Origin of the sequence: Pseudomonas sp. IT-P12, from assembly GCF_949767465.1 — a bacterium.
GTDB lineage: Bacteria > Pseudomonadota > Gammaproteobacteria > Pseudomonadales > Pseudomonadaceae > Aquipseudomonas.
The window spans coordinates 520,754-539,970 of sequence record NZ_CATKPY010000024.1 but is presented as its reverse complement, the minus strand read 5'-3'; the positions used below and the strand labels follow the sequence as shown (position 1 = coordinate 539,970).

The following is a 19,217-nucleotide window of genomic DNA, read 5'->3' as shown; positions in this document are numbered from 1 at the left end:
GGCCACCGCTATCGCGCGCTGGCTCGCTCCCACCCGGGCAATGTGCAGCCCTGTGGGAGCGAGCCTGCTCGCGATGACGGCAGCCCTGACAACACAGCGTGTGGATCAGTCTTCCAGCAGCTCTTCAGCCTGGCCCAGGATGTTTTCCAGGGTGAAGCCGAACTCTTCGAACAGCGCCGGTGCAGGCGCCGACTCACCGTAGGTGGTCATGCCGATGACGCGGCCTTCCAGGCCCACGTACTTGTACCAGTAGTCCGCATGGGCGGCTTCGATGGCGATTCGGGCGCCCACTTGCAACGGCAGGACCGATTGCTTGTAGTCGGCGTCCTGGGCATCGAACACACTGGTGCAGGGCATGGAGACCACACGGACCTTGCGGCCCTGCTCGGTCAGCTTGTCGAAAGCCTGAACGGCCAGGCCGACTTCGGAACCGGTGGAGATCAGGATCAGCTCCGGCTCGCCGCTGCAGTCCTTGAGTACATAACCGCCACGGGCGATGTCGGCGATCTGCAGTGCGCTGCGCGCCTGATGCTGCAGGTTCTGGCGCGAGAAGATCAGCGCCGAAGGGCCGTCCTTGCGCTCGAGCGCGTGTTTCCAGCTCACCGCCGACTCAACGGCGTCGGCTGGGCGCCAGGTGTCGAGGTTCGGCGTGCAGCGCAGGCTGGCCAGTTGCTCGATAGGCTGGTGCGTCGGACCGTCTTCGCCCAGGCCGATGGAGTCGTGGGTGTAGACGTGGATCACGCGCTGCTTCATCAGCGCCGACATGCGCACGGCATTGCGTGCGTATTCCATGAACATCAGGAAGGTCGCGCCGTAAGGCACCAGACCGCCGTGCAGGGCCACGCCGTTCATGATCGCGGTCATGCCGAATTCGCGCACGCCGTAGTACATGTAGTTGCCGCTGGCGTCTTCAGCGCTGACACCTTTGCAACCTTTCCACAGGGTCAGGTTGGAACCGGCCAGGTCGGCCGAGCCGCCGAGGAACTCGGGCAGCAGCGGGCCGAAGGCGTTCAGGGTGTTCTGGCTGGCCTTGCGGCTGGCGATGGTTTCGCCCTTGGCGGCCACTTCGGCGATGTAGGCGTCGGCCTTTTCGCTGAAGTCAGCCGGCAGTTCACCGCTCAGGCGACGAATCAGCTCATTGGCTTCGGTCGGGAACGCGGCGGAGTAGGCAGCGAAACGCTGATCCCACTCGGCTTCGGCGGCGCGGCCGGCTTCCTTGGCGTCCCACTCGGCATAAATGTCGGCCGGGATTTCGAATGGACCGTGGTTCCACTTCAGCGCCTCGCGGGTCAAGGCGATTTCCGCGTCGCCCAGCGGGGCGCCGTGGCAATCTTCCTTGCCTTGCTTGTTCGGCGAACCGAAACCGATGGTGGTCTTGCAGCAGATCAGGGTTGGCTGCGCGCTTTTGCGAGCCGTCTCGATGGCGGTCTTGATCTCTTCAGGATCGTGACCGTCGACATTGCGGATCACCTGCCAGTTGTAGGCTTCGAAACGCTTAGGCGTGTCGTCGGTGAACCAGCCTTCGACTTCGCCGTCGATGGAAATGCCGTTGTCATCGTAGAAGGCAATCAGCTTACCCAGGCCCAGGGTGCCGGCCAGGGAGCCAACTTCGTGGGAAACGCCTTCCATCATGCAGCCATCACCCAGGAACACGTAGGTGTGGTGATCGACGATGTTATGACCGGGACGGTTGAACTGAGCCGCCAGGACTTTTTCCGCCAGGGCAAAGCCCACGGCGTTGGCCAACCCCTGACCCAGTGGGCCGGTGGTGGTTTCAACACCCGGGGTGTAGCCGAATTCCGGGTGACCCGGGGTGCGGCTGTGCAGTTGGCGGAAGTTTTTCAGGTCATCGATCGACAGGTCGTAGCCAGTCAGGTGCAGCAGCGAGTAGATCAGCATCGAGCCATGGCCGTTGGACAGCACGAAGCGGTCACGGTCGGCGAACGATGGATTGCTCGGGTTGTGCTTCAGGTAGTCACGCCACAGTACTTCGGCGATATCCGCCATACCCATCGGGGCACCGGGATGGCCGCTGTTGGCTTTTTGCACGGCATCCATGCTGAGGGCACGAATGGCGTTGGCACGCTCACGACGGCTGGGCATCGCTGATCTCCTAGGGTTTGAATAAAACGAAACGGAAAAAAGGCGAGCATTTTCCCTCACCGACCCGCCTCGGGGCAATGACAGATAGTCATCTGGACGTGTTTTTCCGGTGGATAAATTCTCATTCGCCTGGTGAAACCTTTCCGCTGACGATTTGTAGAGTGACCCGCGGCCCGAGAAGTGCCATCTATCGTGCAATATCAAAACTTTTTGATATTGCCCTTGCGGTGTTTTCCGGCCGTCACTAGACTGCTGCCCCTATGAACTTGCGCGTGCCTTCCATTCAACATGACGATTGCGACGAACTGGCGGCCCTGTGCAAGGCCGGCGGCGATCCACTGCGTTTGAATGTCTTGCGCGCACTGGCCAACGATTCGTTTGGTGTGCTGGAGCTGGCGCAGATCTTCGGCATCGGCCAGTCGGGCATGAGCCATCACCTCAAGGTCCTGGCACAGGCCGGCCTGGTGGCGACGCGCCGTGAAGGCAACGCGATCTTCTATCGCCGAGCCCTGCCCCATACCGAACAGTTGGGCGGCAAGCTGCATGCCGCGCTGCTCGAAGAAGTGGATAACCTGACCCTGCCTGCCGATGTGCAGTCGCGGATCGGTCAGGTCCATGGCCAGCGAGCGGCGGCCAGCCAGGACTTTTTTTCACGGGTCGCGGAAAAGTTTCGTGCCCAGCAGGACTTGATTGCCGGCCTGCCGCAGTACCGCGAAAGCGTGGTGGCCCTGCTCGACAAGTTGAGTTTCAACGAAGGCGCCAGCGCCATCGAAGTCGGCCCCGGCGACGGCGCATTCCTGCCGGAACTGGCGCGACGCTTCGGTCACGTCACGGCACTGGACAACAGCCCGGCCATGCTTGAACTGGCACGCCAGGTCTGTGAGCGCGAAAAGCTGGCTAACGTCAGCCTGCAACTGGCCGATGCACTGACGGGTGTCAGCCTGCAGGCCGATTGCGTGGTACTGAACATGGTGTTGCACCACTTTGCTGCGCCGGCCGATGCCCTCAAGCACATGGCCGGCCTGCTGCAACCGGGCGGTAGCCTGCTCGTGACAGAGTTATGCAGCCACAACCAGAGTTGGGCCAGGGAGGCCTGCGGTGATCTGTGGTTGGGGTTTGAACAGGACGACTTGGCCCGTTGGGCCACCGCTGCGGGACTCGTTCCCGGGGAAAGCCTCTATGTAGGCTTACGTAATGGTTTCCAGATCCAGGTCCGCCACTTTCAGCGGCCGGCTGGCGACACTCACCATCGGTAAATTCAGGAAAAAATCGAGATGAGCGAATACTCCCTCTTCACCTCCGAGTCCGTGTCCGAAGGGCATCCGGACAAAATCGCCGACCAGATTTCCGATGCGGTGCTGGACGCCATCATTGCCGAAGACAAGTTCGCCCGCGTGGCGTGCGAAACTCTGGTGAAAACCGGCGTGGCAATCATTGCAGGTGAAGTCACCACGTCGGCCTGGGTCGACCTGGAAGAGATCGTGCGTAACGTGATTCTCGACATCGGCTACAACAGCTCCGACGTCGGCTTCGACGGCGCGACCTGCGGTGTGATGAACATCATTGGCAAGCAGTCCCCTGACATCAACCAGGGTGTCGACCGCGCCAAGCCGGAAGATCAGGGTGCCGGCGACCAGGGCCTGATGTTCGGCTACGCCAGCAACGAAACCGACGTGCTGATGCCAGCGCCGATCACCTTCTCGCACCAGCTTGTGCAAAGGCAAGCCGAAGCCCGCAAATCCGGCCTGCTGCCGTGGCTGCGCCCGGACGCCAAGTCGCAAGTGACCTGCCGTTACGAAGGCGGCAAGGTGGTGGGTATCGACGCCGTTGTATTGTCGACCCAGCACAACCCGGACGTGTCGTACAACGACCTGCGCGAAGGCGTGATGGAGCTGATCGTCAAGCACGTACTGCCTGCCGAGCTGCTGACCAAGGACACCCAGTTCCACATTAACCCGACTGGCCAGTTCATCATCGGTGGCCCGGTGGGCGACTGTGGCCTGACCGGCCGCAAGATCATCGTCGACAGCTACGGCGGCATGGCCCGTCACGGTGGCGGCGCATTCTCCGGTAAAGATCCATCCAAGGTTGACCGTTCGGCCGCCTACGCCGGTCGGTATGTCGCCAAGAACATTGTGGCGGCCGGCCTGGCCGAGCGTTGCGAGATTCAGGTTTCCTACGCGATCGGTGTTGCGCAGCCGACTTCGATCTCGCTGAACACCTTCGGCACCGGCAAAATCAGCGATGACAAAATCATCAAGCTGGTTCGCGAAGTGTTCGACCTGCGTCCCTACGCAATCACCACCATGCTCGACCTGCTGCACCCGATGTACCAGGACACCGCGGCATACGGCCACTTCGGCCGCACCCCGGCGACCAAGACGGTGGGCGAAGACACCTTCACCACCTTCACCTGGGAAAAAACCGACCGCGCCGAACAGCTGCGCTCGGCTGCCGGCCTCTAAGGCCGCCCTGGCGGTGCCCAAAGCCCCGCACGGTTCGCCGTGCGGGGCTTTTTGTTGGCGTTGACCTTGCACTGGGCAGCGGCTTTCGCGAGCAGGCTCGCTCCCACGGGCTCTGTGTCGGGCCCGGAAAACATCGCGCGAACGAACCGGGTCGCGAAGACACCCAACGGAAACACCGGGTAAAACACCCTTTCGTCCTGGCAGAAAAACACCGGCTAGCCTTCAGGCATTCCATTGAGCAAGGACGCTCACGATGCTTGTGCGACTGTTTTTCGGTTTTTTCCTGGCCCTGTCCTGCACCGCCTCAACCGCTGCCGACTGCCCCGACTGGCCACCCGCCCGGGCGCTGAATGAAATCGCCGCCCTGCAGAAACACATCGATCACTGGGACGAAAGCTACCATCGCGACGGGCGCTCGCTGGTCGCCGACGAACTCTACGATCAGTCACGCTTGCGACTGGGCGAATGGCGCACGTGCTTCAACGCCGGTCAGGCACCCACTCCCTTGCGGACCGCTGGCGGAACCGTCGCTCACCCGATCGTCCACACCGGCCTGGAGAAACTGCACGATCAACACGCGGTCGAGCAGTGGCTGCGCCACCGCAAGGACATCTGGATACAGCCCAAGGTAGACGGCGTGGCCGTCACCTTGGTTTATCACGGCGGGACGCTGCACCAGGCCATCAGTCGCGGCGATGGCCTGACTGGCCAGGACTGGACCGCCACGGCGCGGCTGATCCCGGCCATCCCCCACACCCTGACCCGGCCCGTGGACCTGCGAGTGCAAGGCGAACTTTATTGGCGTCTGGACGATCATGTACAAGCCCGGGCCGGCAGCCTCAATGCACGCAGCAGGGTGGCTGGCCTGATGGCCCGCAAGACGCTCACCCCTGGGCAAACCGCCGGCATCGGACTGTTTGTCTGGGACTGGCCAGAAGGCCCCGCCGACCTGCCCTCGCGCACCGACGCGCTGGATGAACTGGGGTTCCCCGGCACAACGCCGTACAGCCAGCCGATCCGGTCACTGGCCGACGCCGAACAGTGGCGCGACCGCTGGCATCGCTCGCCCCTGCCCTTCGCCAGCGACGGTGTGGTCTTGCGCCAGAGCCAGCGTCCACCGGCCGAACGCTGGCAGACAAAACCGCCCTTTTGGGCCGTTGCCTGGAAATATCCTTTTGCCCAGGCGCTGGCCGAAGTGAGAAAGGTCGAGTTCAAGGTCGGTCGCACCGGACGGATCACCCCCATGCTGGAGTTGAAACCGGTGCGGCTCGACGACCGGCAGATCAGGCACGTGAGCCTCGGCTCCCTGCGTCGCTGGGAGACGCTGGACATCCGCCCCGGCGACCAGGTCGCCATCAGCCTCGCCGGGCTGACAATCCCGAGGCTGGACGGGGTGGTTCTGCGCGCCACCGAGCGCACCGACCTGGAGGTGCCATTGGCCGCCGACTTCCATCCGTTGAGCTGCTGGCAGCCGACGCCTGGGTGCAAAAGCCAGTTTCTCGCACGCCTGGCCTGGCTCAGCGGAAAACAGGGCCTGGCCCTGCCCCACGTCGGTCCAGGCACCTGGGAGAAACTTCTCGAAACGGGTCACCTCGGCAGTCTGCTGGATTGGTTGACCCTCGACGCCCAAGAGCTTGCTAACATTGACGGCTTCGGCGAACGCCAGGCGACTCGCCTCTTGAACAGTTTCAACAGTGCCCGCCAACGTCCGTTTTATCGCTGGCTCAAAGCTCTGGGTTTACCGCCAACCGGCCAGGCACGACTTGCTGACTCATGGCAGGTGCTGGCTCAACGAAACATCGCACAATGGCAGGCCGAGTCCGGTATCGGACCGGGACGGGCAGCGCAACTGAGCGCGTTTTTCCGCGACCCGCAGGTACTGGCCTTGAGCGAAACATTGCGTGCAGCAGGGATCGACGGTTTCCAGTGACCGCGATAGCTCGCCTGCCCGGGAACCCAAAGTGACCGGAGGGCTCAAACGCCCAGCGCCGCATCGACCCGATTGCAATTGCACATGGAGCTTTTATGAAATGTCTTTCACCGCTCGCCTTGCTGACCCTATGCGGCGTGATGGCCGCTCCGCTGATGGCGGCCGAGCAGGCGCCGGAGCTGACCGGTTGCGCCGCCAAGAAGCAGAGCATCATCAGCCAGATCGAACTGGCCAGATCCCAGGGCAACACCGATCAGCAGGCAGGCCTTGAAAAGGCCCTGGGCGAAGTCACCGACCATTGCACCGATGCCTCGCTGAAGAAGGAACGGGAAAACAAGGTCCTCGACGCCCGGCACGAAGTCAGCAAACGCCAGGCCGATCTCGAAAAAGCCATGAAAAAAGGCGACCCCGAGAAGATCAACAAGCGCAAGGACAAACTGGCCGAGTCCCGCAAGGAACTGCAGGACGCCCTGGATGAGCTGGATAAATGAAGACAGCGGGTCGATCGCTCCCACGCCCGGCGTGGGAAGGACCGCCCCCATCAATGATCCCTGAATTCCTTATGGCACGCACTGCAGGCATCTTCGACTTTCTGTACCGCCGGCCCAAGGTTGCTCGCCTTGTAAGGCTGGACCTTGCTGGCAACCACCAATTCACCGGTGGCGGCCTCGAGGGTGCGAGCCAGCTCCTGAAAACGTGCCTGCTTCTGCCAGACATCGTCCTTGGCGCTGCTGTGATCTTCTTCGCGCACCTGCGGGAAATGTTTCCACGGCTCGTGGGACAGCGCATCGAGCTTCACGGCGCCCTCGGCAAATCGGGGCCCGTCGAACGGGATGCGACCACGCAACATGCCACCCAGGTCTTCGCCGGTCTTGAGCATTTGCTTGAAGATCGCCTTGCGCTGACCCAGTGGCGAATTCGGGTCGACGCCACCGCACGCGGACAACGTCAGGCAGGCCAGCAATACAACGGTCATTTTTTTCAAAGTCATGGTGGCTTCAGGTCGCGGAAATCGGCGGCCAGTATCCTCGCGTCACCGGCAAACACCAATAGCCCTATTAACAATAAGGGTTGTTCGGGCGCAGCAAACGCCCGGGCAACCGACACAGGAATGATTTCATGAACAGCCGTTTCAAGGCATGGCGGGCCCACCTCGCGTGGACACTGCCGATGGTCGCCGTGCTCGCAGGCTGCACCGGCGGTGACAGTGGTCAACCGAAAACCCACGCCCTGGCGACCTATTCCAGCGCCTCCTGGGAAGCGTTGCCCGCCGTCACCGACAGCGACCTGGTGGCCGGCTTTGGCTCATGGCGCAGCGCCTGTGCCCGACTCAAGGCCGACGCGGTCTGGGGCTCGACCTGCGCCGCTGCCGCCAATGTGCCGCAGACCGCCAGCGAAATCCGCGCCTTTCTCAAACAACACCTCGATGTCTATGGTCTGCGGGCCGCCAACGACAACCCCAACGGCCTGATCACCGGCTACTACGAGCCGGTCTACCCCGGCAGCCTGACCCAGACCACCGTGGCGAACATCCCGGTGTACGGCGTGCCCGAGGACATGATCATCGTCGCCCTCGACAGCCTCTACCCGGAACTCAAGGGCAAACGCCTGCGTGGAAGGCTCGAAGGCCGCGTGCTCAAGCCATACGACGATGCGGCCACGATTGAAAGCAAGGGGGTCAAGGCGCCCGTGGTGGCGTGGCTGACCGACCCGATGAACCTGCAATTCCTCCAGATACAGGGCTCCGGCCGTATTCAGCTCGACGATGGCCGCCAGTTGCGCATCGCCTATGCCGACCAGAATGGCCATCCGTATCGCCCGATAGGTCGCTGGCTGGTGGAACAAGGTGAACTGAAGAAAGAAGAGGTGACCATGGGCGCCATCAGCGACTGGGCCAAGGCTCATCCCGAGCGTATCCCGCAGTTGCTCGGCAGCAACCCCAGTTATGTGTTCTTCACCCGCAACCCGGACAGCAACGAAGGCCCTCGTGGCTCGCTGAACGTGCCTCTGACCGCCGGTTACAGCGCGGCAGTGGACCGCAAGGTGATCCCGCTGGGCAGCCTCATGTGGTTATCGACCACCCGACCGGATGGCACGCCACTGGTTCGCCCGGTGGCCGCCCAGGACACGGGAGGCGCGATTACCGGCGAAGTCCGTGCGGACCTGTTCTGGGGCACAGGCGAAGCGGCCGGGCAACTGGCAGGCGACATGAAACAACAGGGTCAGATCTGGATGCTGTGGCCGAAAGGCGCGGCTTTGCCGCAAGTGCCACAGGTGGCTGATCAGTAAATCCGCGAGGCAGATAGATCGCTTCGTCGGAACGCCGCCCGGAGCGGGCTCGCTGCCACAGAAGCATGCGCTTCAATCGTGGGAGCGAGCCTGCTCCGGGCGGCGTTCCGACGATGAGCTCCGCAAAATCGACAGGTGCCGCCTTTCAGGCCGAAACCCAGAACAACCCCACAATCAGCCCCGCTCCCACGAACCACACCAGCGAGCGCAGAATCGCCCAGTCCGCCAGGTAGCAAATGATGTACAGCAGGCGGCTGGTGATGAACAGGACCGACAGCACATTGATCGTCACCAGTTCGGCGTTGCCCGCCAGGTGCGCGACGATCACGGCGGCGGCAAAGGCCGGGGTGATTTCAAAACTGTTCAATTGCGCCGCGTGCGCGCGCCGGCCGAACCCTTCCAGCGAGTCGAGAAAATCCCGGGGATCATGGTTGTCCTGCAGCCGGTAGCCGCCACTGATCTTCGCCACGAGCGTGCACAGGTAAGGCAGGACAATCGCGATCAAAATGCACCACAAAGCCACCGTCATAAAAGTTGTCCCTTTTTGGTTTTCAGGTATGGAGGCTGTTATCGATCCGTCAGAACTTCATCACCAGTATGCCGATCAACACCAGTCCACAGGCTAAGAGCCGTGGCCTGCCGAAAGGTTCTTTCAAGTAGCGCATGCCGAACAGCACCACCAGAATCACACTGATCTCGCGCAACGCCGCCGCTTCGGCAATCGACCCCAGCTGCATCGCCCACAGCACCAGAGCGTAGCTGAACAACACGCAGAAACCGACCGCCAGGCCCAGTCGCCACTGCTCACGCCAGAACGACCTGAAGGCCGGGCGCTTGCGTACCAGCGCCAGCAATGGAAACGGCCAGGCGCTGAGCAGCGTGACCCAGACCAGGTAATCCAGCGGATGTGACCAGCGCCGCAGCGCCTGGCCGTCGATGAAGGTGTAGCAACCGATGCACAGGCCGATCAGCACCACCACCGGCAGCATCGACCATGGCAGGCGCGCGCCGCCACCGCCCTGCCACAACAGGCAGAGCATGCCGAAGGGGATGAGCAGGATGCCGAAGATCTGCTGATGGGTCAGCTCCTCCCCGGCAAAGATCAGCGTCAACGCCAGGACCACCAACGGCGACAGGCCGCGCATCAATGGATAGACCAACCCCAGGTCACCGACGCGATAAGCCTGGATCAGCAAATAGCGATAGAGCAATTCGAACGCCGCCGAGGCCAGGATCCATGGCCAGATGTCCATCGGCGGCAACGCCACGAACGGCAGCATCAGCGCGACGAACAACAGTGCGACGCTGTCCATGCACGCCACCACCAGCAGCCGTTCGGCGCTGAACTTGATCAGGGTATTCCACGCCGCATGCAACAGCGCCGCCACCAACACCAACGCCGTCGCAAGCACGGCACACTCCTTTCATGACACCCCCTCCAACAGGGTTCGGGGGAAGAATTGATTCGCCATATTTCAGCAGCTGTTTATACTGCAAGCGACCACGCCGCACTCAGTTGCGCACAGACTAATTCCAATAATTTCTGCTTCGGGCCGCTTTCAAGACGACGGCTCCTGGCATGCGTATGCCTGATCGCCGCGCCAAAACGATAGAAAAGAGACCTTGCGCATGCCCCTCGCCTTGCTTGCCCTCGCTGTTGCCGCGTTCGGCATCGGCACCACGGAATTCGTCATCATGGGCCTGCTGCCCGATGTCGCCCGAGACCTCTCGGTCAGCATTCCCCACGCCGGTCTGCTGATCACCGGCTATGCCCTGGGCGTCGTGTTCGGCGCCCCGATCCTTGCGGTCGGCACTGCCAACATGCCGCGCAAGGCCACCCTGCTGGGCATGACGCTGATGTTCATCCTGGGCAACATGCTCTGCGCGCTGGCACCGAACTATGCCACGCTGATGGCCGCCCGGGTGGTGACCGCGCTGTGCCATGGTGCGTTTTTCGGCATCGGCTCGGTGGTGGCCGCCGGGTTGGTAGCCCCGAACAAACGGGCCCAGGCCATTGCCATGATGTTCACCGGCCTGACCCTGGCCAATGTGCTCGGCGTGCCGCTGGGCACTGCACTGGGCCAATACGCCGGCTGGCGCTCGACGTTCTGGGCGGTGTCGGTGATCGGCGTGATCGCCGCCATTGCCCAATGGGTCTGGCTTCCGAAAGAGATCAGCATGGACAAAGCCAACCTGGCCAGCGAGTTCAAGGTGCTGGGTAAAGCCAGTGTGTTGCTTGCCCTGGGGATGAGCGTGCTGGCCTCGACCAGCCTGTTCAGCGTGTTCACCTACATCGCGCCGATCCTGCAGGACATCACCGGCGTCAGTCCCCATGGCGTGACGATCATGCTGCTGTTGTTCGGCGTGGGCTTGACTGCCGGCAGCATGCTCGGTGGCCGCCTGGCCGACAGCCGCCTGCTGCCCTCGCTGGTGGGCATGGCCCTGGCCGTGGTGCTGGTGCTGGCCGCGTTCAGCCAGACCAGCCGCTCGGTCATCCCGGCGGCGGTGACCCTGGTGCTGTGGGGGATTTTCGCCTTTGCCCTGTGCCCGATCCTGCAACTGCTGATCATCGACCAGGCCCACGAAGCCCCCAACCTCGGTTCAACCCTGAACCAGAGCGCCTTCAACCTCGGCAACGCCGCCGGCGCCTGGATCGGCGGGTTGGTGGTCGCCAGCGGCGCGGACCTGGCGGACCTGCCCTGGACCGGCGCCCTGGTGAGTGGCTTGACGGTATTGGCCGCGCTCTACTTCATCTACCGGCAGCGGCGTGACATTGCGGTGATCGCTGCAAAAGGTTAGCCGCCGGATCAAACCAGACCTTTGATGGGAAACACCCTGCCGACACACCCGGCAATCTGGACGCAGGTTGTACGAAACATCTACAGCCCCCCTCCAACCTCCCCAGCGATTGATTTGAAAGGCTCTATTCAGGGCCTTTCAACGCAGACCCCAGGACGTCCCGAACCGCCGCCGGGTATGTGTGCCAAGCCATTTCCTCATGCTCCGCTGCTGACTCGTCTCGCCTAAAGTGCCGTTTTGCACTCCCAAGGACGAGACGCCCCATGATCAGCCCCACCCTTTCCTCATCGCCCGTTTCAAGCCCGTCATCGCCGCCTGACAGACCTGCGTCCCACGCCGTCACTGGCGGTGACGTCGACTGGGGTGACTTCGCCAAGGGATCTGCCCACGTCGGCCAAGGTCGAGCACAAACGCTCGTGCACGCACTGACCGAGCGGAAACTGTCGATTCGCCAATTCGCCAATGGCGTCATCGAAGTGGAGCTCAAGCGCCCCGCCATCGAACGACTGGTGCTCAGTGGTGGGGGCGCCAAGGGCGTTGCGTTCTCCGGGATGGTCAAGGCATTGGCAGACCATCAGGCACTGGAGCCGATACGCACCCTCTCGGGTTCATCGGCGGGCGCCATTTCCGCCGCACTCCTGGCCAGCGGCATGGGGCCAGCGGACTTCGACAGGCTGTCGGATGAAACCAACCTCGTCTCGCTGCTCGACAGCCAGAGCAAAGTGCTGGGACCGATACAGCAGGTCAGTTCCACCCTGGGACGCGGTATTGCCAAACTACCCGGCAAGGCTGGCAGCATCGGCCAATTGCTGTTCGACCTTATGCCGCGCTTGCAATCCAAGGCCACGCCGCTGGAAACCCTGATCCGCGAAAAAATGATCGAGTCGATTCAGGCCTGCGTTGCCCGGGCGGCGGGGGACAATCGCGCACTTTCGCCGGCGGGCGAAATCCGACTGGCGCAAATAAGAAGCCAGGGGTTCGTCACATTTGCCGACCTGGCGACCCTGAGCAATGACCTGCCTGAAATCAAGCAACTGAACGTCACCGGCACGGCCATGTTCGATGGACGTCCGCAAATGGTGGTGTTCAATGCCAGTTTGACTCCGGACATGGACGTCGCCCGCGCGGCCCATATTTCCGGCTCGCTGCCGGTGGTCTTCGCCCAACCCTCGGAACAGCACCTGCCATTCCAGGCGGGCCCGCAGCGCACCTTCTTTCAAGATGGAGGGATCATGCTCAACACGCCGGTTCTGGACCTGTATGAACCGCAATTTTCGGCGAGCGTCATGCCCGACAGCGAACAGCTGGTGCTCAAGTTCGAGAGCGCGCAGAGCAAGAAGAAAAATGATCGCGGCACCCTGTTCTCGACCCTGGCCGACCGGTTTATCGGTGCGCCCTACTCAGCCCGACACGCCCAGCAAAACGCCGGCCTCGCGGCGCTTGCCAACCAGATCGTCACCGTGCGCCTGAAGGTCGACAAAGGCGATTTCACCGGTACGCTGCAGGGCACCGTCAACTTCAACATGGCCAGCGAACACAAGAACCATCTGCAGCAAACGCTGGAATTCGACGTGCAGCAGTACCTGGCGCGTCATCAGCAGTGTCAGACGTACACCTTCGCATCGATGGGGGGAGCCCTGCTGGCATTGAACGAGTCGATGTTCGAAGCAGCGGCGCTTGAGTTGCATGATCACCCCGACGCGGCTGCCGTCATCGAGTTCCGGCATCACGCGCAACAGGCGCTGGCCGATCTCAAGCGCACTCTGGTCGCTGTCGTTGCCAGCCAGGAAGGACCATTGACCCTGACCGCGCCCCTTCGCGTCGCCGTGGACGCCCTGGATCAGTTGGGTGATGCGCCCGGCAAACGGGAGTGGCTGGCGAAACAGCTCAACCAGGGCAGCGACCCGGTGTTCATGTCGTTACTGCAAGCAGTAAAACGCCTGGACGCTGGCTCGACGGGGGAAAAATCCCCGGTCCTGAGCGAGGCGATCCAGGAGATGGACCGGCGCGATATCGTCACCAAAAGCGAGAACTTCATCCGCGAAGTGATCTACCCCTCGCTGTTTCGCCTGGGCCAGCCTGACTCGAACGTCACATTGCTGAGAGAGGCCATTGAGGACTTGCGCAATGTCCTCACGCGCGAAGGTTTCAATGAGGTATTGAATCGGATCGCCGATCATTACGTCCCGCGCACGTGGCCGTCCTCCAAGCGAGCGTTCAGCTCCACGACGGTTGATCAGGCCCGCGCCTGGCTGATCCGCGGCGGATGATCGAAAAACCCGCGCTGGCGCTGCGCATCATTGCCGGTCGTCCTTGTCGACCGGCGTCCCGGTCTCTGTCCCCTTGTCGCTGGGTGCGCCGGACTCACTGCGAATCTGCGCGTGGCTGATCAGCGCGAAAATGAAACTGCCGCCGATGATGTTCCCCGCCAGCGTGGGCCCGGCGAACACCAGCCAGAAATCCCTCCACGGCAGCTCCCCGGCAAACACCAGGTACGACACCTCCAGCGAACCGACCACGATGTGGGTGAAATCACCCAGCGCCATGAAGTAGGTGATGAGGACGATGATCCACACCTTCGCGCTTTCCATGGACGGAATCATCCACACCATGGTGGCGATCATCCAGCCGGAAATGATGCCTTTGGAGAACATCTGGCTGGGATCGCTCTCCATGACTTTGCGACCGATGTCGAGGAAGGCGATGTCCGTCTTGCTGTCGAAAATCGGCAGTTCCAGCATCACGTAGGCCACCAGCAAGGTGCCGCAGAGGTTGCCCACCAGCACCACCGACCACAACCGCAGCAATCGACCGAAGTTGCCCAGTGTGGGCTTGCTCATGATCGGCAGCACCGCCGTCAGGGTGTTTTCGGTGAACAGTTGCTGGCGGGCGAGGATCACCGCGAGAAACCCGGCGCAGTAACCGAAACTGGCGATCACCTTGAAACCCTCGCCCTCGGGCAGTCGCGAGTTCAGCAACCCCATGGCCATCAGCGACAGCCCCATGGTCAGGCCTGCGGCAAGCGCTGACCACCAGAGCGCGGCGATGCTGCGCTCCAGTTCCAGGTCGCCCTGGGTGCGGATGATCTCGTGCAGCACCGCCGCGCGCGGTGGCTGGTTCTTTTCGACCTCGTGCCGCTCTTTCGCCGAGAGGTCCGGAGTCTTGCCGTCTTTGCGGGTATTCATAGCGTTCCTGAACCGGTGGCGTGCAATGTAACTACGACACGCAGGGTTCGGCGCTGTTCAGTGCCCGCCCGCTAAATCATCGATGGGCTGACGCCTGGAATGACAGTGGGGGCGAGCCTGCTCGCGATGATGGCCGTGCAGACACCTCGATGATGACTGTCAGGCCGCTATCGCGGGCAGGCTCGCTCCCCACATCGGCTTCAGGGTCTACCCACTCCCTGTGGGAGCGGGCATGCCCGCGAAGGGCGCACCCACCCCTCAATCGTGGATCTGGTCATCCTTGAACTGGTCCTTGACGTACCTGATCTCGGTCCGGCCGTGGGGCGCGGGCAGGCCGTCCTCACCGAGGTTGACGAAGACCATCTTCTCCACCGTCAGGATGCTTTTGCGGGTGATCTTGTTGCGCACTTCACACGTCAGGGTGATCGAGGTGCGGCCGAATTCGGTGGCCGTGATGCCCAGCTCGATGATGTCGCCCTGGCGCGAGGCGCTGACGAAATTGATTTCGGAAATGTATTTGGTGACCACGCGCTGGTTGCCCAGCTGGACGATGGCGTAGATCGCCGCTTCTTCGTCGATCCAGCGCAACAGGCTGCCGCCGAACAGCGTGCCGTTGGGGTTCAGGTCTTCCGGTTTTACCCATTTGCGGGTGTGAAAATTCATACACTCTCCTGACCGTCTTGCCGATTGATGCCACGCATCATGGCAGAGCGCGGGCTAGAGCTCTATCAGGCATCGACTATGGTCTCGATTACCGTTCGGGCATTGACTTGCAGAAAGGCTTTGGAAGATCAGCATAGCCCGCTATAATCGCCCCCGTTTCAAAACGGTAACTTCCGATTGCTACCGTTTTCCCGCCACCTGTCCGAGGGGCGCTGCAGCAGGTTCGACCTGTCAGGCTCGGATGGGGCGTTGTCAGGCCAATGCCCGACACTAAACGCACAACGGCGCCCATTCGCATACATTACGAATGGAGGCTCTCATGAGCGCTGTAATCACGCCTGCAGGTTTTACCGACTATAAAGTCGCCGACATGTCCCTCGCCGCCTGGGGCCGTCGCGAAACCATCATCGCCGAATCGGAAATGCCTGCCCTGATGGGTCTGCGCCGCAAGTACTCCGAAGAGCAACCGCTCAAGGGCGCGAAGATCCTCGGCTGCATCCACATGACCATTCAGACTGCCGTGCTGATCGAAACCCTGGTTGCCCTGGGTGCCGAAGTACGCTGGTCGTCCTGCAACATTTTCTCGACTCAGGACCAGGCTGCCGCCTCCATCGCCGCGGCCGGCATTCCGGTCTTCGCCTGGAAAGGCGAGACTGAAGAAGAGTACGAGTGGTGCCTGGAGCAGACCATCCTCAAGGATGGCGCGCCTTGGGACGCCAACATGATCCTCGACGACGGCGGCGACCTGACCGAGCTGCTGCACAAGAAGTACCCGCAAGTACTGGATCGCGTCCACGGCGTGACCGAAGAAACCACCACGGGCGTTCACCGCCTGCTGGACATGCTGGCCAAGGGCGAACTGAAGATCCCGGCCATCAACGTCAACGACTCGGTGACCAAGAGCAAGAACGACAACAAGTACGGCTGCCGTCACAGCCTGAACGATGCGATCAAGCGCGGCACCGACCACCTGCTGTCCGGCAAGCAAGCGCTGGTCATCGGTTACGGTGACGTGGGCAAGGGCTCGGCGCAGTCCCTGCGTCAGGAAGGCATGATCGTCAAGGTCTCCGAAGTCGACCCGATCTGCGCCATGCAAGCCTGCATGGACGGTTTCGAACTGGTATCGCCGTTCATCGACGGTATCAACGACGGCACCGAAGCCAGCATCGACAAGGCCCTGCTGGGCAAGATCGACCTGATCGTGACCACCACCGGTAACGTCAATGTTTGCGATGCAAACATGCTCAAGGCCCTGAAGAAGCGCGCTGTCGTCTGCAACATCGGTCACTTCGACAACGAAATCGACACCGCTTTCATGCGCAAGAACTGGGCATGGGAAGAAGTGAAGCCACAGGTGCACAAGATCCACCGCACCGGTGCCGGCAGCTTCGATGCCCAGAACGACGACTACCTGATCCTGCTGGCCGAAGGCCGTCTGGTGAACCTGGGTAACGCCACCGGTCACCCAAGCCGCATCATGGACGGTTCGTTCGCCAACCAGGTACTGGCGCAGATCTTCCTGTTCGGCCAGAAGTACGCCGACCTGTCGCCAGCCCAGAAAGCCGAGCGCCTGACCGTTGAAGTACTGCCGAAGAAACTCGACGAAGAAGTGGCCCTGGAAATGGTCCGCGGTTTCGGCGGCGTCGTGACTCAACTGACCAAGACCCAGGCCGACTACATCGGTGTGGCCGTCGAAGGTCCGTTCAAGCCGCACGCTTACCGCTACTAACAGGCGCTGATTTTCGCCTTCCCTGTGGGAGCGAGCCTACTCGCGATGATGGCCGTACAAACATCTCGACGATGACTGTCAGACCGCTATCGCGAGCAGGCTCGCTCCCACATTGGACTGTGTTGTCTCGCAAACTCCTGTGTATCCAAGGATATGACCATGTCCCAAGATCGTCGCTACAGTTTCGAGTTCTTCCCGACGAAGACCGATGCTGGGCATGAAAAGCTGCTCGCCACTGCTCGTCAGCTGGCTACCTACAACCCCGATTTCTTCTCCTGCACCTATGGCGCCGGCGGTTCGACCCGTGATCGAACCCTCAACACCGTGTTGCAACTCGAAAGCGAAGTCAAAGTCCCGGCCGCACCGCACCTGTCATGCGTGGGCGACAGCAAGGACGACCTGCGCAGCCTGCTGGCGCAATACAAGTCTGCCGGCATCAAGCGCATCGTTGCCCTGCGCGGCGACCTGCCTTCGGGCATGGGCATGGCCAGCGGCGAGCTGCGCCACGCCAATGACCTGGTTGAATTCATTCGTGAAGAAACCGCCGATCACTTTCACATCGAAGTCGCCGCCTACCCGGAAATGCATCCGCAGGCGCGCAATTTCGAAGACGATCTCCTCAACTTCGTACGCAAGGCCAACGCCGGCGCCGACAGTGCGATCACCCAGTACTTCTTCAACGCCGACAGCTATTTCTACTTCGTCGAGCGTGTGCGGGCGATGGGCGTGAACATCCCGATCGTGCCGGGGATCATGCCGATCACCAACTACAGCAAGCTGGCGCGTTTCTCCGATGCCTGCGGGGCGGAAATCCCGCGCTGGATCCGCAAGCAACTGGAAGCCTACGGCGACGACACCCGCAGCATTCAGGGCTTTGGCGAGCAGGTCATCACCGAGATGTGCGAACGCCTGCTGCAAGGTGGCGCGCCGGGGCTGCACTTCTATACCCTGAACCAGGCCGAAGCGAGCCTGGCGGTGTGGAACAACCTGAAGCTGCCACGTTAAGCGAGCCGCCAGGCAAGCTCGAAAAATCGCCGTTTCCGGCAGTGCCCGCAGGCGTTCACGCGCAGTAGCAGACACGGCCAGGGACGGCGATTTTTTTGCGTTTTTCGCCTGTTTTTTGTGCAGCAATGCACGGAGCCAGAGCTTCGGAAGCGGGTTTCTGGCGGTTTACGCTTTCTCGTCGTAATCTCAAGCCATGCCTCTGATCACCCAGCTACTCACCGTACTGCTTTTCACTTGCCTGAGCTTCGCCGCCCGGGGCGAGAAATTGCGCATTGTCACGGAGCCCTGGGCGCCTTACGTCTACGAAGAAAACGGCAAGGCGCTGGGCCTGGACTATGAAACCACGGCCATTGTTTTCAAACGCCTGGGGATCGAAGTCGAGTGGCAGTTCCTGCCCTGGAAACGCTGCCTGTCGATGCTCGAAACCGGCCAGGCGGATGGCGCGCTGGACATTTTTCACAGCGACGAGCGTGATGCCACCCTGCTCTACCCCAGCGAACCCCTTTCGGAAGTCGAGTTCGTGATGTTCTACGCCAACGAGCGTCCTCATCCGTTTCGCACCCTCGAAGACCTCAAGGGCCTGACCATCGGCACCTCGCCGGGCTATCTTTACAGCCCCGACTTCAGGGAGTCGCCCCTGTTCATCCGCGAGCCTGCGCCCACCCATGAGGCCAACTTCGGCAAGCTGGTGCGCGGACGGATCGACCTGCTGATCACCGACCGTCGCGTGGGCCAGCATTTGCTCGACGAATTGAATATTCGCGACAAGATCAGCGAAAATCCGACGGTCATCAGCCAGCAGAGCCAGTTTCTGGCAGTGCGCCGCAATGCCGGCATGGACCTGCTGGTTCAACGCTTCGGTGCCGAACTCAAGCGTTTCAAGCGCGAGCCCGCCTACGCCGAGCTGAGCGCCCGCTACGGTGCCGCGCCGAAAACCGGCACGACTGCCGTCGCCCGGGAAAAAACCGTTGAGCAGCAGGAAAGCGGCGCGCAGTGATTGCTCTGTTATACTCCGGCGTTCCCGCCAGGCTCACGCCCGGACGCTCGGA

Annotated in this window: 16 protein-coding genes and 1 riboswitch; of the genes, 10 read left to right on the top strand and 6 right to left on the bottom strand. The window is 61.9% G+C overall.

Features of this window, described 5'->3' with window-relative positions; translation table 11 throughout:
- Window positions 1-105: 105 nt before the first annotated feature.
- Window positions 106-2,103, bottom strand: a complete 1,998-nt coding sequence (gene tkt, locus ACM6IM_RS23415; protein ID WP_414866431.1) for a transketolase — start codon at window positions 2,101-2,103, stop codon at window positions 106-108.
- A gap of 260 nt (window positions 2,104-2,363) precedes the next feature.
- Between tkt and ACM6IM_RS23410 the strand changes: the two genes are divergently transcribed.
- The 4 genes from ACM6IM_RS23410 (at window position 2,364) to ACM6IM_RS23395 (ending at window position 6,989) form a co-directional block, all read left to right on the top strand.
- The gene (locus ACM6IM_RS23410; protein WP_414866430.1) at window positions 2,364-3,359 is read left to right on the top strand and encodes an ArsR/SmtB family transcription factor; all 996 of its coding nucleotides are present in this window, start codon (window positions 2,364-2,366) and stop codon (window positions 3,357-3,359) included.
- A gap of 18 nt (window positions 3,360-3,377) precedes the next feature.
- Complete coding sequence (gene metK / locus ACM6IM_RS23405; RefSeq protein ID WP_192306744.1) at window positions 3,378-4,568, top strand: methionine adenosyltransferase; 1,191 nt, start codon at window positions 3,378-3,380, stop codon at window positions 4,566-4,568.
- A gap of 253 nt (window positions 4,569-4,821) precedes the next feature.
- The gene (ligB, locus tag ACM6IM_RS23400; RefSeq protein WP_414866429.1) at window positions 4,822-6,498 is read left to right on the top strand and encodes an NAD-dependent DNA ligase LigB; all 1,677 of its coding nucleotides are present in this window, start codon (window positions 4,822-4,824) and stop codon (window positions 6,496-6,498) included.
- Between the two features lie 95 nt (window positions 6,499-6,593).
- The gene (locus ACM6IM_RS23395) at window positions 6,594-6,989 is read left to right on the top strand and encodes a DUF1090 domain-containing protein (RefSeq protein WP_414866428.1); all 396 of its coding nucleotides are present in this window, start codon (window positions 6,594-6,596) and stop codon (window positions 6,987-6,989) included.
- A gap of 50 nt (window positions 6,990-7,039) precedes the next feature.
- On the opposite strand, the gene ACM6IM_RS23390 is transcribed toward ACM6IM_RS23395, so the two are convergent.
- A complete protein-coding gene (locus tag ACM6IM_RS23390) occupies window positions 7,040-7,489 on the bottom strand; it encodes a c-type cytochrome (RefSeq protein ID WP_201191707.1) in 450 nt (149 codons plus the stop codon).
- A gap of 128 nt (window positions 7,490-7,617) precedes the next feature.
- Here ACM6IM_RS23390 and ACM6IM_RS23385 point away from each other — a divergent pair, with 128 nt between their 5' ends.
- The gene (locus ACM6IM_RS23385) at window positions 7,618-8,787 is read left to right on the top strand and encodes a murein transglycosylase A (RefSeq protein WP_414866427.1); all 1,170 of its coding nucleotides are present in this window, start codon (window positions 7,618-7,620) and stop codon (window positions 8,785-8,787) included.
- A 145-nt stretch (window positions 8,788-8,932) separates the two neighbouring features.
- Here the strand turns inward: ACM6IM_RS23385 and ACM6IM_RS23380 are convergent, their stop codons facing one another.
- Both ACM6IM_RS23380 and ACM6IM_RS23375 read right to left on the bottom strand, forming a co-directional pair.
- Window positions 8,933-9,316 (bottom strand): MAPEG family protein, encoded by a 384-nt coding sequence (locus tag ACM6IM_RS23380; protein WP_192306753.1) that lies wholly within the window; start codon window positions 9,314-9,316, stop codon window positions 8,933-8,935.
- A gap of 49 nt (window positions 9,317-9,365) precedes the next feature.
- A complete protein-coding gene (locus ACM6IM_RS23375) occupies window positions 9,366-10,199 on the bottom strand; it encodes an EamA family transporter (RefSeq protein WP_201191703.1) in 834 nt (277 codons plus the stop codon).
- 217 nt (window positions 10,200-10,416) lie between these two features.
- On the opposite strand from ACM6IM_RS23375, the gene ACM6IM_RS23370 reads away from it, so the two are divergent.
- Window positions 10,417-11,586 carry an MFS transporter gene (locus tag ACM6IM_RS23370; RefSeq protein ID WP_414866426.1) on the top strand — a complete coding sequence of 390 codons (1,170 nt, stop codon included), beginning with the start codon at window positions 10,417-10,419 and terminating at the stop codon, window positions 11,584-11,586.
- A gap of 263 nt (window positions 11,587-11,849) precedes the next feature.
- Window positions 11,850-13,856 (top strand): patatin-like phospholipase family protein, encoded by a 2,007-nt coding sequence (locus ACM6IM_RS23365; protein ID WP_414866425.1) that lies wholly within the window; start codon window positions 11,850-11,852, stop codon window positions 13,854-13,856.
- A 27-nt stretch (window positions 13,857-13,883) separates the two neighbouring features.
- Here the strand turns inward: ACM6IM_RS23365 and ACM6IM_RS23360 are convergent, their stop codons facing one another.
- Both ACM6IM_RS23360 and ACM6IM_RS23355 read right to left on the bottom strand, forming a co-directional pair.
- Window positions 13,884-14,771 (bottom strand): formate/nitrite transporter family protein, encoded by an 888-nt coding sequence (locus tag ACM6IM_RS23360; RefSeq protein ID WP_201191697.1) that lies wholly within the window; start codon window positions 14,769-14,771, stop codon window positions 13,884-13,886.
- A 258-nt stretch (window positions 14,772-15,029) separates the two neighbouring features.
- Window positions 15,030-15,434 carry an acyl-CoA thioesterase gene (locus ACM6IM_RS23355; protein ID WP_192306760.1) on the bottom strand — a complete coding sequence of 135 codons (405 nt, stop codon included), beginning with the start codon at window positions 15,432-15,434 and terminating at the stop codon, window positions 15,030-15,032.
- A gap of 198 nt (window positions 15,435-15,632) precedes the next feature.
- A riboswitch (S-adenosyl-L-homocysteine riboswitch) is annotated at window positions 15,633-15,731 on the top strand.
- A 22-nt stretch (window positions 15,732-15,753) separates the two neighbouring features.
- Between ACM6IM_RS23355 and ahcY the strand changes: the two genes are divergently transcribed.
- The 3 genes from ahcY (at window position 15,754) to ACM6IM_RS23340 (ending at window position 19,165) form a co-directional block, all read left to right on the top strand.
- On the top strand, window positions 15,754-17,163 hold the full coding sequence (gene ahcY, locus ACM6IM_RS23350; RefSeq protein ID WP_192306761.1) for an adenosylhomocysteinase: 1,410 nt from the start codon (window positions 15,754-15,756) through the stop codon (window positions 17,161-17,163).
- Between the two features lie 159 nt (window positions 17,164-17,322).
- The gene (gene metF / locus ACM6IM_RS23345; RefSeq protein ID WP_201191695.1) at window positions 17,323-18,168 is read left to right on the top strand and encodes a methylenetetrahydrofolate reductase [NAD(P)H]; all 846 of its coding nucleotides are present in this window, start codon (window positions 17,323-17,325) and stop codon (window positions 18,166-18,168) included.
- Window positions 18,169-18,361: 193 nt separating this feature from the next.
- On the top strand, window positions 18,362-19,165 hold the full coding sequence (locus ACM6IM_RS23340) for a substrate-binding periplasmic protein (RefSeq protein WP_414866424.1): 804 nt from the start codon (window positions 18,362-18,364) through the stop codon (window positions 19,163-19,165).
- Window positions 19,166-19,217: the final 52 nt, after the last annotated feature.

Bases quoted from the DNA above. Each gene is read 5' to 3' on its own strand.
- tkt (WP_414866431.1), bottom strand. From the start codon at position 2,103: ATGCCCAGCCGTCGTGAGCGTGCCAACGCCATTCGTGCCCTCAGCATG.
- ACM6IM_RS23410 (WP_414866430.1), top strand. From the start codon at position 2,364: ATGAACTTGCGCGTGCCTTCCATTCAACATGACGATTGCGACGAACTG.
- metK (WP_192306744.1), top strand. From the start codon at position 3,378: ATGAGCGAATACTCCCTCTTCACCTCCGAGTCCGTGTCCGAAGGGCAT.
- ligB (WP_414866429.1), top strand. From the start codon at position 4,822: ATGCTTGTGCGACTGTTTTTCGGTTTTTTCCTGGCCCTGTCCTGCACC.
- ACM6IM_RS23395 (WP_414866428.1), top strand. From the start codon at position 6,594: ATGAAATGTCTTTCACCGCTCGCCTTGCTGACCCTATGCGGCGTGATG.
- ACM6IM_RS23390 (WP_201191707.1), bottom strand. From the start codon at position 7,489: ATGACTTTGAAAAAAATGACCGTTGTATTGCTGGCCTGCCTGACGTTG.
- ACM6IM_RS23385 (WP_414866427.1), top strand. From the start codon at position 7,618: ATGAACAGCCGTTTCAAGGCATGGCGGGCCCACCTCGCGTGGACACTG.
- ACM6IM_RS23380 (WP_192306753.1), bottom strand. From the start codon at position 9,316: ATGACGGTGGCTTTGTGGTGCATTTTGATCGCGATTGTCCTGCCTTAC.
- ACM6IM_RS23370 (WP_414866426.1), top strand. From the start codon at position 10,417: ATGCCCCTCGCCTTGCTTGCCCTCGCTGTTGCCGCGTTCGGCATCGGC.
- ACM6IM_RS23365 (WP_414866425.1), top strand. From the start codon at position 11,850: ATGATCAGCCCCACCCTTTCCTCATCGCCCGTTTCAAGCCCGTCATCG.
- ACM6IM_RS23360 (WP_201191697.1), bottom strand. From the start codon at position 14,771: ATGAATACCCGCAAAGACGGCAAGACTCCGGACCTCTCGGCGAAAGAG.
- ACM6IM_RS23355 (WP_192306760.1), bottom strand. From the start codon at position 15,434: ATGAATTTTCACACCCGCAAATGGGTAAAACCGGAAGACCTGAACCCC.
- ahcY (WP_192306761.1), top strand. From the start codon at position 15,754: ATGAGCGCTGTAATCACGCCTGCAGGTTTTACCGACTATAAAGTCGCC.
- metF (WP_201191695.1), top strand. From the start codon at position 17,323: ATGTCCCAAGATCGTCGCTACAGTTTCGAGTTCTTCCCGACGAAGACC.
- ACM6IM_RS23340 (WP_414866424.1), top strand. From the start codon at position 18,362: ATGCCTCTGATCACCCAGCTACTCACCGTACTGCTTTTCACTTGCCTG.